Source organism: Sphaerisporangium sp. B11E5 (genome assembly GCF_039871875.1).
In the GTDB taxonomy this organism is placed as follows: Bacteria; Actinomycetota; Actinomycetes; order Streptosporangiales; family Streptosporangiaceae; genus Sphaerisporangium.
Genome location: NZ_JBDPMD010000050.1, coordinates 1 through 13,520, shown reverse-complemented (window position 1 = coordinate 13,520; position 13,520 = coordinate 1). Strand labels below are relative to the sequence as shown.

8 protein-coding genes and 1 pseudogene are annotated in these 13,520 nt (G+C 72.6%); 4 read left to right on the top strand and 5 right to left on the bottom strand.

What is annotated here, in order from left to right; translation table 11 throughout:
- Positions 1-128 precede the first annotated feature (128 nt).
- Positions 129-1,235, bottom strand: a complete 1,107-nt coding sequence (tal, locus tag ABGB17_RS31825) for a transaldolase (RefSeq protein ID WP_347636686.1) — start codon at positions 1,233-1,235, stop codon at positions 129-131.
- A gap of 18 nt (positions 1,236-1,253) precedes the next feature.
- Positions 1,254-3,365 carry a transketolase gene (tkt, locus tag ABGB17_RS31820; RefSeq protein WP_347636683.1) on the bottom strand — a complete coding sequence of 704 codons (2,112 nt, stop codon included), beginning with the start codon at positions 3,363-3,365 and terminating at the stop codon, positions 1,254-1,256.
- A 395-nt stretch (positions 3,366-3,760) separates the two neighbouring features.
- On the opposite strand from tkt, the gene ABGB17_RS31815 reads away from it, so the two are divergent.
- Complete coding sequence (locus ABGB17_RS31815; RefSeq protein ID WP_347636807.1) at positions 3,761-4,690, top strand: heme o synthase; 930 nt, start codon at positions 3,761-3,763, stop codon at positions 4,688-4,690.
- A 72-nt stretch (positions 4,691-4,762) separates the two neighbouring features.
- Here ABGB17_RS31815 and ABGB17_RS31810 read toward each other — a convergent pair whose 3' ends face one another.
- Positions 4,763-6,193: an FAD-binding oxidoreductase gene (locus ABGB17_RS31810; protein WP_347636680.1), complete on the bottom strand. Its 1,431-nt coding sequence runs from the start codon at positions 6,191-6,193 to the stop codon at positions 4,763-4,765.
- Between the two features lie 387 nt (positions 6,194-6,580).
- Between ABGB17_RS31810 and ABGB17_RS31805 the strand changes: the two genes are divergently transcribed.
- Both ABGB17_RS31805 and ABGB17_RS31800 read left to right on the top strand, forming a co-directional pair.
- Positions 6,581-7,942, top strand: coding sequence for a PrsW family intramembrane metalloprotease (locus ABGB17_RS31805; protein WP_347636677.1), 1,362 nt, complete (start codon positions 6,581-6,583; stop codon positions 7,940-7,942).
- 354 nt (positions 7,943-8,296) lie between these two features.
- Complete coding sequence (locus ABGB17_RS31800; RefSeq protein ID WP_347636673.1) at positions 8,297-9,310, top strand: lytic polysaccharide monooxygenase; 1,014 nt, start codon at positions 8,297-8,299, stop codon at positions 9,308-9,310.
- A gap of 322 nt (positions 9,311-9,632) precedes the next feature.
- On the opposite strand, the gene ABGB17_RS31795 is transcribed toward ABGB17_RS31800, so the two are convergent.
- A complete protein-coding gene (locus ABGB17_RS31795; protein ID WP_347636669.1) occupies positions 9,633-10,673 on the bottom strand; it encodes a COX15/CtaA family protein in 1,041 nt (346 codons plus the stop codon).
- A gap of 183 nt (positions 10,674-10,856) precedes the next feature.
- Between ABGB17_RS31795 and ABGB17_RS31790 the strand changes: the two genes are divergently transcribed.
- Positions 10,857-12,212 (top strand): aldehyde dehydrogenase family protein, encoded by a 1,356-nt coding sequence (locus ABGB17_RS31790; RefSeq protein WP_347636665.1) that lies wholly within the window; start codon positions 10,857-10,859, stop codon positions 12,210-12,212.
- 126 nt (positions 12,213-12,338) lie between these two features.
- Here ABGB17_RS31790 and ABGB17_RS31785 read toward each other — a convergent pair.
- Positions 12,339-13,520 (bottom strand): annotated as a pseudogene (locus ABGB17_RS31785) (hypothetical protein); the annotation flags it as partial.

Sequence of the window (13,520 nt, the reverse complement as noted above, 5' to 3'; positions counted from 1 at the left end):
GCCGGGAGGTTCCAGGCCGGGGTGCGGTGTTCGGCCGGGACGCCAGGTGGGTCGCCGGTGGTCTGTGGGCCAGAGGGCCGCGGGGGCGTTGTGGCCGGTTGTTTGGGTGGGCGGGTGTTCCGGGTGGTTCAGACGGCCTTGCGCAGTTCCGACTCGACCGTGCCGAGCAGTTCGTTCCAGGAGGCGATGAACTTGTCCACGCCTTCGTCCTCCAGGACCTTCACCACGTCGTCGTAGTCGATGCCCGCCTGCTTGAGAGCCGCCATGGTGTTCCAGGCGTCCTCGTAGTAGGGGCGCACCGTGTCGCCGTCGATCTTGCCATGATCGGCCGCCGCGTCGAGGGTCTTCTCGGGCATCGTGTTGACCGTGCCGGAGGTGACGAGCTGGTCGACGTACAGGGTGTCCGGGTACTCGGGGTTCTTGGTGCCGGTGGACGCCCACAGGGGACGCTGCGGGCGGGCGCCCGCGGCCTTGAGTGCCTGCCAGCGCTCCCCGGCGGTGACCTCCTCGTACGCGGCGAAGGCGAGGCGCGCGTTGGCGACGGCGGCCTTGCCGCGCAGGCCGAGGGCCTCGGGGCTGCCGATCTTCTCCAGGCGCTTGTCGATCTCGGTGTCGAAGCGGCTCACGAAGAACGACGCCACCGACTCGATCTTCGACAGGTCCAGCCCGTTCGCCTTCGCCTGCTCCAGCCCGGCCAGCCAGGCGTCCATCACCGCGCGGTACCGCTCCAGCGAGAAGATCAGCGTCACGTTGACGCTGATGCCCTCCGCCAGCGCCCGGGTGATGGCGGGCAGCCCTTCGACGGTCGCGGGGATCTTGATGAAGACGTTGGGCCGGTCCACCAGCCACCACAGCGCCCGCGCCTCGGCGACGGTCTTCTCGGTGTCGAGGGCCAGGCGCGGGTCCACCTCGATGGACACCCGCCCGTCCACGCCGCCGCTCACGTCGAACACCGGCCGCAGCACGTCGGCCGCCCAGCGGATGTCGTAGGTGGTGATCGCGCGCACCGCCTCGCCGACGTCCACCCCGCGGGTCGCGAGGTCACGCGTCTGCCCGTCGTAGGCGTCGCCCTTGCTCAGCGCCGAGGCGAAGATCGTGGGGTTGGACGTGACGCCCACCACGTGCTTGTCGCGCACCAGCGCCTCGAGATTGCCGGTGCGCAGCCGCTCACGGCTGATGTCGTCGAGCCAGATCGACACACCCTGCTCGCTCAGGCGCTTCAGGTTCTCACTCATGACTGTTTCCTCAGTCCCTCAGTTTCCGGTCGTCTGGCCCTTGTCGGCCCCGGTCTTGGCCAGGCTGCCCTTGGCGGCGGCCGCCACACGCTCGGCGGTCAGCCCGAACTGCTCGTACAGCGTCTTGTACGGTGCCGACGCGCCGAAGTGTTCAAGGCTCACGACCTCGCCTTCCTCACCTACGAACCGCCACCACCCGAGGGCGATTCCCGCCTCCACCGCGACGCGGGCGCGCACCGACGGGGGCAGCACGGACTGCTTGTAGGCGTCGTCCTGAGCCTCGAACCACTCCACGCACGGCATGGACACCACCCGGGTCGGGATGCCCTCGGCCTCCAGCAGGTCACGGGCCCCGACGGCCAGCTCGACCTCGCTGCCGGTGCCGATGAGGACGACGGCCGGCTGCCCGCTTGAGGCCTCCGCCAGCACGTAGCCGCCCTTGGCGACCTTCTCGGCGTCGGCCGTGCCCTCGTACACCGGGAGGTTCTGCCGGGTCAGGGCGAGCGCCGCCGGGCGGTCGGTGTGCTCGAGCACGGCACGCCACGCCGCGGCCGTCTCGTTGGCGTCGGCCGGCCGCACGACGTCCAGGCCCGGGATGGCGCGCAGCGCCCACAGGTGCTCCACCGGCTGGTGGGTGGGGCCGTCCTCGCCGAGGCCGATCGAGTCGTGCGTCCAGACGTAGGTGACCGGCAGGCCCATCAGGGCGGCGAGCCGCACCGCGGGGCGCATGTAGTCGCTGAACACGAGGAACGTGCCGCCGTACGGGCGGGTGCCGCCGTGCAGGGCGATGCCGTTGAGGATGGAGCCCATGCCGTGCTCGCGGATGCCGAAGTGGAGCGTGCGGCCGTAGAAGTTCCCCGGGAACGCCTTGGTCTGGTACTCCTCCGGGATGAAGGACGGCTCGCCCTCCATGGTGGTGTTGTTGGACTCGGCGAGGTCCGCCGAGCCGCCCCACAGCTCGGGCAGCACCGGGGCGAGCGCGGTCAGCACCGTGCCGGACGCCTTGCGGGTGGCCATCGACTTGCCGGGCTCGAAGGCCGGCAGCGACTCCTCCCACCCGGCCGGCAGCTTGCGTGCGCTGATGCGGTCGAACAGCGCGGCCCGCTCGGGGTCGGCGGCCCGCCAGCTCTCGTAGGACTCCTCCCACGCGGCCCGCTCCGCCCGGCCGCGCGCCACGACCCCGCGGGCGTGCTCCAGCACCTCGTCGGGCACGTCGAAGCTCTTGGCGGGGTCCATGCCGAGGATCTGCTTGGTGGCGGCCACCTCGTCGGCGCCGAGCGCCGAGCCGTGGATCTTGCCGGTGTTCTGCTTGTTGGGCGCCGGCCAGCCGATGATCGTGCGCAGCCGGATGAACGACGGCCGCTCGGTCTCTGCCGTGGCGGCGCGCATCGCGGCGTACAACGCCTCGACGTTCTCCACGTAGTCGCCGGTCTCGGTCCAGTCGACGTGCTGCACGTGCCAGCCGTACGCCTCGTACCGCGCGGCGACGTCCTCCGACAGGGCGATCGCGGTGTCGTCCTCGATGGAGATGTGGTTGGCGTCGTAGATGACGTTCAGGTAGCCGAGCTTCTGGTGGCCGGCCAGGGAGCTGACCTCGTGGCTGATGCCCTCCTCGATGTCGCCGTCGGAGGCGATCACCCAGGTGCGGTGGTCGAACGGGCTGGTGCCCGGCTCGGCGTCCGGGTCGAACAGGCCCCGCTCGCGCCGCTGGGCCATCGCCATGCCGACCGCGTTGCCGAGGCCCTGCCCGAGCGGGCCGGTGGTGGTCTCCACGCCGAGCGTGTGGCCGTGCTCGGGATGCCCGGGCGTGAGGCTCTGCCACTGGCGCAGACCCTTCAGGTCGTCCAGGCTGAGGCCGTAGCCCGACAGGAAGAGCTGGATGTACAGGGTGAGGCTGGAGTGCCCGGCCGAAAGGACGAAACGGTCGCGGCCCACCCACGAGGGGTCGGACGGGTCGTGGCGCAGCACGCGCTGGAAAAGGAGATAGGCGGCGGGCGCCAGGCTCATCGCGGTACCGGGGTGGCCCGAGCCCGCCTTCTCCACCGCGTCCATCGCCAGGGCGCGTACGACGTCGACCGTCCGGCGATCGAGGTCGCCCCACTCAAGGTCTGGCACGAGTTCGCTGCTCAACTGCTCGATCTCCTCAGTATTCGGTGGCGGCCGGGCACACCTGGCGTCCGGTCCGGGTTACCTCCCACACCGGACCTTAACGGGTCGGTCCTCTCACCGTAGAAGCCTGGTGCGTCCTGTGGATGACCGGGGAATGTGCTGCTTGTGTCCAGGAGACCTGCCCGCCTGGCAACGTATGGAACGCACGTGGCGGCTCCTGCCTTCCGGAGCCGCTCACCAGCGCCGACGCGCGGCCCCGTGACGGCCTCCCCACGCGCGGCTTTCGCCCCCGATGCCGGGACCGGCGTACCCCCGCACTACAGTGAGTTCCCGGTGCCGGCTCATGCCCGCACCCACGGACCCGCTCTAATCAGAGGTTACGCGTTGACCCCGCACCCGCTGGAAGCGCCTTGACGGTGCTCACGACCAAGCCGCCGACGGTTCTCGCCGGTGAGCGCCGTTCGCCGCTCGCCACGGTGCGGGCGTACGTCGCGCTGACCAAGCCGCGGATCATCGAGCTGCTGCTGATCACGACACTCCCGGTGATGTTCCTCGCGGCCCGGGGGTTCCCGCCGCTGTGGACGGCCGTCGCCACGCTGGTCTTCGGCACCCTGTCGGCGGGCAGCGCCAACGTGCTCAACTGCTACGTCGACCGCGACATCGACGCCACCATGCGGCGCACCCGGCGCCGGCCCCTCGCGATGGCCACCGTCGCGCCGCGCAACGCGCTGGTGTTCGGCGTCGTGCTCGGCGTCCTCGCCACCCTCGGGCTCGGCGTCACGGTGAACTGGCTGGCCGCCGGCCTGTCGCTCGGCGCCATCCTGTTCTACGTCTTCGTGTACTCGATGCTCCTCAAGCGCCGCACCTCGCAGAACGTCGTCTGGGGCGGCATCGCGGGCTGCATGCCGGTGCTGATCGGCTGGGCGGGCATCACCGGGCGCGTCGACTGGGCCCCGGTCGTGCTGTTCGGCGTGGTGTTCTTCTGGACGCCGCCGCACACCTGGACGCTCGCCATGCGCTACCGCGAGGACTACGCCGCCGCCGCGGTGCCGATGCTGCCGGTGGTCGCCACCGAGCGCCGCGTCGTGCTGGAGTCCATCGCCTACACCTGGGCCACCGTGCTCTGCTCGCTACTGTTGTGGCCGGTCGCCGGCACCACACCGGTGTACGGCGTGGTGGCCGCGGTGCTCGGCGCCGTGTGCCTGTGGGAGGTCTACCGGCTGCTCGGGCGGGTCAACGCGGGCAAGACCGGCGTGGCGCTGCGCCCCATGCGGTTCTTCCACTGGTCCAACGCCTACCTGGCGCTGCTCTTCCTGACCGTCGCCATCGACTCGCTCCTGATGTGACGCCCCCGCCGGCTCCCGCGGCCGGCGGCGTCCCACCCGCGGCCCGGCTCGGCGAGCCGGGCCGTCCGCGTGTCAGCGGCCGGAGATGAGGCCGGCGAGGCGCGCGTACGCCGAGGTGCGCGGCGGGCCGGCCTTCTCGGCGCGGTCGGCGGCGCGGAACAGCGTGTAGATCGCGTGCACGCCGATCCAGCGCAGCGGCTCGGGCTCCCAGCGGCGCACCCGCCGCCCCACCCACGGCAGCGCGGTCAGCCCGGTGTCCCTGCGCAGCACCAGGTCGCGCAGGGTGCGCCCGGCCAGGTTGGTGGTCGTCACGCCGCTGCCCACGTACCCCCCGGCCCACCCGAGGCCGGTGCGGTGGTCCAGGTCCACGGTGGAGCACCAGTCGCGGGGCACGCCGAGCACGCCGCACCACGAGTGGTGGACCTTCGCCTCGGCGGCGGCCGGGAACAGGGTGGCGAGGATCGTGTGCAGCGCGGCCACGGTCTGCGGCTGGGTGACGCCGCGCGCGTCGGTGCGGGAGCCGTAGCGGTACGGCACGCCGCGTCCGCCGATGGCGATCCGGCCGTCGGCGGTGCGCTGGGCGTAGCAGTAGGCGTGGGCCTCGTCGCCGAGCAGCTCGTAGCCGTCCCAGCCGATCTCCCGCCACACCGCGTCCGGCAGCGGCTCTGTGACGATCATGGAGCTGTTCATCGGCAGCCACTGCCGCCGCTGGCCCTTGATGCTCGCGGTGAAGCCCTCGGTGGCGCGGATCACGAACTCCGCGGTGACCGTGCCGCGATCGGTGACCGCCGCGGCCCGCCCGTCGTGGCCCCGGGGGAGGATCTCGGTGACCGTGGTGTCCTCGAAGACGTCCACGCCGAGGCCGGCGACCACCCGGGCGAGGCCGAGCGCCAGCTTGGCGGGCTGGATGCGGGCACAGTGCGGGCTGTAGCCGGCCGACAGCGCTCCGGCGACGCGGACGCGCTCCTCGCGCTCGGCCGGGTCCAGCAGCCGCATGTCCTTCTCGGCGAATCCCCAGGTGCGCAGGTCCTCCAGCTCGGCGCGCAGCCGCCGGTCCTGCGCCGGGTTGGTCGCCACGTGCAGCAGGCCGCCCTTGTGGACGTCGGCGTCCACGCCCTCGGCGCGGGTGAAGTCGATCACCTCGTCCACCGCGGCGAACATGGCGTGCTGGAGGTCGATCATCGCCTGCCGGCCGCGCGCGGCGGCGTGCCGCTCCCGGGACCCGGCGAACTCGGCCGACAACCAGCCGCCGTTGCGGCCGGAGGCGCCGAACCCGGCGAACTCCCGCTCGAGCACGGCGATCCGCAGGTCCGGCTGGGCCGTCTTCAGGTAGTACGCGGTCCACAGGCCCGTGTAGCCGCCGCCGACGATCGCCACGTCGTAGTCGCGCGGCCCGGGCAGGGGGGCGCGGCGGGCGGGCAGGCCGATCTCGCGGTACCAGTAGGAGATCTCGCCGTTGACGTAGCCGGCGGCCGTGGGCACGTCGTGCGTCGCGCCGCTCACCGGACGTCGTCCCCGGCGCCGCCGTCGATCCCGGGTGGTTGCGCCATCGAACAGTCCGATCGTCTCAGGTGGTGGACACTGCGGAACGCCGCGTCGGGCGGCGACGTGGGACTGTATAGCCCGGCGGCGCCGCTCCTCAAGGGCGTACGTCATAACAAAGCCGTCACACGCTGACATATCATCCTAAATGCCGCAGCCGGTGGGCGGAGTGGGGGAAAAGTCGTCAAGTTGGTTGGCTGGGTGGGTGTGTTGATGTTGGTCCGGGGGAAGACATGATTGCCCGGGAGCTGTCGGTGCGGGGTGATGCGTTGATCACGGGGAGCGAGCCGTGCGGGTGCGGTGGGGGCGAAGGGAACACTAGGTGCCAGGTCGAATACGCTCGCGCCCATGACGAGTCTTGATCCCCGCTGGGTGCTGCGCGAGCGCCCCTCGTTCGGGTTGATCCTCGGGCTCGTCCTCGCGGGCATCTGCGCGCTGGTGTCCTTCTCGTTCGACATCTTCAACGGCGAGCCGGTCCACTTCGTGATCGCGCTCATACTGGCGCTGGCCCCGGTGCCCCTGCTGCTGGCCGGCGTGCTCGCGCTGGACCGGCTGGAACCCGAGCCGCGCAACAACCTGATCTTCGCGTTCATGTGGGGCGCCGGCATCGCGGTGCTGGTGGCCGGGCTGCTGAACAGCTTCAACCTGCGCTACGTCATCCTGGCCACCCAGCTCGACCCGGCGAGCGCACGCAACCTCGTGGCGACGTTCGGCGCGCCGCTCGTCGAGGAGACCATGAAGGGCCTGGTGCTGCTCGGGCTGCTGCGCTGGCGGCGTCAGGAGCTGGACGGGCCGACCGACGGCATCATCTACGCCGGCATGGTCGGGCTCGGCTTCGCGATGAGCGAGAACGTCAGCTACTACATCATGGCGCTGGACCAGAACGGCGTGCAGGGGCTCGCGGTCACCGTGGTGCTGCGCGGGGTGTTGTCGCCGTTCGCGCATCCGCTGTTCACGTCCATGATCGGCATCGCGGTGGCGTACGCGGCGCAGGCCTCGGGGCCAAGCCGGCGCGGGGTGGTGGTGCTCGGCTGGTTCGGCGCGATGGCGCTGCACGGCATCTGGAACGGCTTCACCTCCTACGGGGGGTTCGCCGGGCTCGCGCTGGCGTACCTGCTGCTGATGGTGCTGTTCTTCGTCGAGCTCGGCGTGATCGTCAAGGACCGCAAGCGCATTATCGGGCTCATCCAGCGTTACCTGCCTCCCTACGGCGGGCTCGGGCTGGTCACCGACGTCGACCTGTTCATGCTGTCGTCCCTGCAGGGACGGCGGCAGGCGCGCCAGTGGGCCCGCGCGCACGGCGGCTCGGACGGGCGCAACGCCATGCGCGACTACCAGCTCGCCGCGACCGAGCTCGGGCTGCTGCACGAGCGGGGCGTCCGCGGCGTGATCACCCGCGACACCTTCGAACAGCACCGCGAGGCCCTGCTGGCCTGCATGAGCGCCGCCAAGTCGCAGTTCCCCGTCCCCCGTCCCCACCAGTCCTCCATCGCCAGAGGCATGGCCCCACCCGGCTACGCCCCCGGCCACGACACCTGGCGCGCCACCTCCCCGTACCCGCCCCCCGACGGCTTCCCCCGCGACCCCCTGGTCCCCGGCGCCTCCCAGGCCCGCCCGGCGGACCCCCGCCCTCCCGGCCCGCCACCCGGCCCCGCCTACCCGCCCCCTCAGGGAACCCCCCCGCGTCCACCGGGGGAACGCGGCCCTTAGCCGCCACGGCGCCGGCCGGTCCCGCACGGGGCGCGGGGGCGGCGGTGCGCTCGTACGGGCCCCGCGGTGGGTGATGGCGCGGGTGCCCCGCGGGGGCGGTGGGGCGCTCGTACGGGCCTGCGCAGGGGTTTTCACGCATCCTTGCCGGGTGTCGTGCGGGCGTGTTTCAATCGCGGTACGCGGATGTCAGTGGCCACTTTCGACGATCTTTCCGGGTGGCCTGGTCCGGCGTGCGATGCCGCGCCGGAGCCTCGCCGGGCCGTGGGCCCGGATGCCCCCGATCGGCACGCGGTACGAGCACGCCCTTCCGCCGCCCTATCTCCGGTGGCGACCGCGACGTGAAGAGGATGCACTGTGACACCCAAGGCAAAGGTGGCGATACTGGCGGCGGCCGCGGTCGTGGTCGGCGGGCTCACCACACTGGCCGTGCAACGGTCGGCGGGAGCGAGCGGAGCCCTGCAGACACCCGCCAGCAGGACCTACGCCTGCTACATCGACGGCAGGACCACCGGGGACGACATCCGGCCCAAGAACCCGGCCTGCGCCGCGGCCGTCAAGGCCGGGGGCACCGGCCCGGTGCGTGACTGGTCCGGCGTGCTTCGCGCCGACGGGGCGGGCCGCACCCGCGGGTTCATCCCGGACGGCAAGCTGTGCAGCGGCGGCCTCGGCGAGTACGCCGCCTACGACGCGCCGCGCGCCGACTGGCCGGCCACGGTGCTGCAGGGCGGCGCGACGTTCGACTTCGTGTACGGCGCCGGCCCGCCCAAGCCGGTCGGGCTCAAGCTGTACGTCACCAAGGACGGCTTCAACCCCACGCAGCCGCTGACCTGGGCGGACCTCGAGGACCAGCCCTTCCTCACCGCCGACCCCAAGCCCGGTGCCGACGGCGCCTACGGCTTCACCGGCGCGCTGCCCCCCAAGTCCGGCCGCCACATCATCTACTCGGTGTGGACCCGCCCCGGCGGCACCGAGACCTTCTACGGCTGCTCCGACGTCATCTTCAGCGCCCCGTCCGCCGCCCCGTCCGTCAGCGCCGCGCCGTCCCCGACCACCACATTCCTTCCGATCTCATGCCAGGCCACGGTGAAGACCACCAAGACGTGGCGCGGGGGCTTCCAGGCCACCGTGACCATCAAGAACACCGGCAAGGGCGTGATGAACCAGTGGTACGTCCAGTGGATGATGCAGATGGACGCCAAGATGAAGTCCGCCTGGGACGGCACCCTCATGCAGAACGGCCCCGTCGGCATGATCCACGCCCCCGAGTCCAAGCCCCGTCTGAAGCCCGGCGACACCGCCACCGCCGGCTTCCTGGCCACCACCACCGAGACCCGCACCCCCAAGTTCACCGAGATCTCCTGCGGCTGACCGTGGAGGGGGGCCGGACATGACGCGGCCGTGAGGTGGACAGGCACTTCCACCTCACGGCGTGCAGCGTCCATGTCGGACGTGATACGCGAATGTCCAGGGCACAGTTCGAGAGGCGCCACCTCCTCTGGGGCAACCCACGGAACACGGGAAGTTTTGGGAGCGCTCCCATGCGCGCCTCGGACCCTATCCCTTCGGGGACGACGGGCCGAAGCCCGTCGGCGGCAGGCCGGGCCGCAGGGCGGGAAACAGCAGCTCACCCCCCTATTCGGTCATGCGCACGCGTGAAACTTTCGCGCCACGGCCGGAGGGGAGGAGATAGTCAGCTATAGGCGCGGGCCTCGTCCCGCTCGTCGCGGGCGGGCGCCACGGCGCCCAGGGGGCCGCGGGAGCGCATCAGGAAGACCACGCGCAGGCCGGCGATCCAGACCAGGGTGGAGCCGAAGACGTGCAGGCCCACCAGCAGCGCGGGGACGGCCAGCCAGTACTGCACGTAGCCGATCACGCCCTGCGCCAGCTCGACGGCCAGCAGCACCAGGGCGCCGCGCCGGGCACGGCCGGGGGAGTCGGTGACGTGCAGGGCGAACAACAGGGCGAAGGTGAGGCCGAGCACGACCCACACGATGTCGGCGTGCAGGCGTGCGATGGTCTCGATGTCGAAGTCGAACCGTGAGGCGGCGACGTCGCCTGAGTGGGGCCCGGTGCCGGTGACCACCACGCCCGCGACCAGCAGCACGAACACCGCGGCGACCAGCACGAACCCCAGGGTGCGGATGTCGCGGTGCACCAGCCGCCGCGGCGGCGCGTCCCCCTCGCCGGACCGGGCGTACAGGGCGAACGCCGCCATGATCATGCCGGTGGACAGCAGGAAGTGCACGCTCACCGTGACCGGGTTGAGCAGGCTGCGCACCACCAGGCCTCCCCACAGCGCCTGCACCAGCACCCCTGCCGGCTGCACCGCCGCCAGCCGGACCAGGGACCGACGCCGCGGCGCCATGCGCACCACGGCCACCACACAGCCCACCGCCACCGCCAGCACCAGGAACGCCAGCAGCCGGTTGCCGAACTCGATCGCCATGTTGAGCGGCGAGTGATCGTCGTGCGGCGCCGGCACGAAGCTCCCCGGCGTGCACCGCGGCCAGGTGGGACACCCCAGCCCCGACCCGGTGAGCCGCACCGCCGCCCCCGTGACGGTGATCCCGACGTTCACCACCACACTGGCCAGCGCCCAGTGCCGCACACTCCGCGTCGTCGGTGCCCACACCGAACGCGCCAGATCACGCCCGTACCCCCGGAGGCGATCACCGGCCCCGCCCGGACGCCGTTCCACCGAGGGCTTTTGCTGCTGGTCTGCTGCGGTCACGGCACACATGCTAGGCGCCGCCCCCGCCGGTCCGTCCCCGAACCCCGCACCCGGTGGACAACCGCTATACGCCCCATTGCCCCTTTCCGATGGGGCGGGACCCCGCGAGGGCCGGGGGGAAATGGTGCCGTACGGTGTGCGGGGAGTTCGAAATGGCCGACGCTGGAGAGGTTGAGACGGACGATGAGCGTTGTCGAGAGCCGGTCGCCGCAGGATCCCGCGGACGTCGTCGCGCGGGTCGAGACCGCCGGGGCGGCGGGGGTGAGCGCGGCGGTGGAGCGGGCACGGGGCGCGCAGGCGGGGTGGGCCAGGGCGAACGCGGCCGAGCGGGCGGCGGCGCTGACGGCCGCGGCCGACGCGGTCGCGGGGGCGGCGGGGGAGCTGGCCGCTCTGGTCGTCCGTGAGGTGGGCAAGCCGATCGCCGAGGCCAAGGGCGAGGTCGCGCGGTCGGTCGCGATCCTGCGGTACTACGCCCAGCAGGTCTTCGACCCGGCGGGAGCCGTGTACGAGCCCTCCGGCGCCGGGCTCGCCTACACCCGCAAGCGTCCGCACGGCGTGGCGGGGCTGATCACGCCGTGGAACTTCCCGCTGGCCATCCCGCTGTGGAAGGCCGCTCCCGCGCTGGCGTTCGGCAACGCCGTCGTGCTCAAGCCCGCCCCGCAGGCGACGGCCACCGCGCTGCGCCTCGCCGAGCTGCTCGGCCTGCCCGAGGGCCTGTTCCACGTGGTCCCCGGCGACGCCGAGGAGGGCGGCGCGCTGGTGGACGCCGCCGACGTGGTGTCCTTCACCGGCTCGGCCGCCGTGGGCCGCAAGGTCTCCGTCGCCGCCGCCGGGCGCGGCGTGACCGTCCAGGCCGAGATGGGGGGGCAGAACGCCGCCATCGTGCTGGCCGACGCCAACCTGGAGGCCGCCGCCGCGCAGATCGCCGCCGCGGCGTTCGGCTACGCCGGGCAGAAGTGCACCGCCACCAAGCGGATCATCACCGTAGGCAACGCCGAGGAGGTCCGCGAGGCCCTCGTCGCGGCCGTCGCCAAGCTCGGCGTCGGCGACCCGGCCGACCCCGGCACCGCCGTCGGCCCGCTGATCGAGGAGTCCGCCCGCGACCGCGTCGTGTCGGCCGCCGCGGGCGCCCGGGTGCTCACCGGCGGCGAGGCGCTGGACCGGGACGGCTGGTTCGCCGCCCCCACCCTCGTGGACGGCGCACCGGACGACCACCTGCTGGCCTGCGAGGAGGTCTTCGGCCCCATCTGCCTGGTCCAGGACGTCTCCACGGTCGACGAGGCCGTGGCCCTGGCCAACGGCGTCCGCTACGGCCTGGTCTCCGCCGTGTACACCGGTGACCTGGACCGCGCTCTGGACGTCTCCGCCCGCCTCGACACCGGCCTGGTCAAGGTCAACAGCCCGACCAGCGGCGTCGACTTCTACATGCCGTTCGGCGGCGTCAAGGACTCCAGCTACGGCCCCCGCGAGCAGGGCAAGGCCGCGCAGGACTTCTACACCACCACCCACACCGTCGCCCTGGCGCCCTCCGGCCGCTGAGGGCGGGCCGGGTCATGATGGCCTCCGCGGAGCCCATGCTCTCCGCGGAGGCCATCACCGCCCCTGGAAGCCCGTTTGGACAGCGGTGACTTCCGGGGGACGGTAACCCGCCCGGCGGGGCGGGGCTCAGGTGCCGCCCGGAGCCCGGGGGTGGGCGGCGAGGTCGAACCAGACGGACTTGCCGCCGGGGTGGCCGGTGACGCCCCAGTGCCGGGCCAGCAGGTCCACCAGGTGCAGCCCGCGGCCGGTCTCGTCGTAGATCTCCGTGGCCAGGAGATGGGGACGTTCGGTGCTGGCGTCCCGCACCTGGCACCGCAGCACGGAGCCGTCCGCGATCAGCGTGACGACGGGAGCGCCGACGGCGTGCCGCAACGCGTTGGCGACCAGCTCGGTGACCAGCAACTCGGCCACGTCACCGTCCTCCTCCAGCCCCCAGTCCGTCAGCCGCCCCCGCACGAGCCGCCGCGCCAGCGGTATCGAGGCCAGGCTCTCCTCCAGCACCCAGGACACCCAGTCCCGCCGGCCGTCGCGCGCCGCGTACGGGTAGGCGACGGCATGACCATCGGCGGCCGTGTCTCCGGCGGCCATGTCTTCGGCGGCCAGGTTCCCGGCGGCTGTGTTCCCGTAGGCCGTGTTCCTGGTGTTCCCGAGGTCTGCGTTCCCGGGGCCTGTGCTGCCGAGGTCTGCGTTCGCGAGGGCCGTGTCGCCGGGACCTGTGTCCTTGAGGTCTGTGCTCCCGGGTGCCGTGTCCCTGGTCCCCTCGGGGACTGTGCCGCCGGCGGCGGGGGGCATGGTGGCGGGGACCCAGGCGAGCGAGGACCCGCCCCCGGTCGTGACCCCGGCGGCCGGATCCTCCCCGTCCGCGGCGGTGGCCGCGTGCTGCGGGTGACCGGCGGTCTCCGGGTGTGTCGGGCCGGGCGGGATGATCTCGCGGATCGTCTCCGGCTCGGGTACGGCCGCGAGGGACGTGGCGGCGTCGAGACCGCTCGGGACCCGCAGGCCGATCACGTTGCCCAGGCCGGCGCCGTCCGGCACGGCCCGCCCGTTCAGCGGCTCAGGGGGAGCCGCCGGTCCCAGGCCGGCGGGAATCCCGGGACCGGCGGTGGCCTCCGGCGGCGCGAGGCCCGGTGAGGAAGGAGGCACCGGGCGACGCGCCGCCGGAGACACGGGGGTGGTGCGCACGCCCTCAGGGTGCGCGGTGGTGGGGGACGCCGGGGTGGTGCGCACGCCCTCAGGGTGCGCGGTGGTGGGGGACGCCGGGGTGGTGCGCACGCCGTAAGGACGTGCGGGGGCGGGGGACAGGCGCAC

Bases quoted from the DNA above. Each gene is read 5' to 3' on its own strand.
- tal (WP_347636686.1), bottom strand. From the start codon at position 1,235: ATGAGTGAGAACCTGAAGCGCCTGAGCGAGCAGGGTGTGTCGATCTGG.
- ABGB17_RS31805 (WP_347636677.1), top strand. From the start codon at position 6,581: ATGACGAGTCTTGATCCCCGCTGGGTGCTGCGCGAGCGCCCCTCGTTC.
- ABGB17_RS31790 (WP_347636665.1), top strand. From the start codon at position 10,857: ATGAGCGTTGTCGAGAGCCGGTCGCCGCAGGATCCCGCGGACGTCGTC.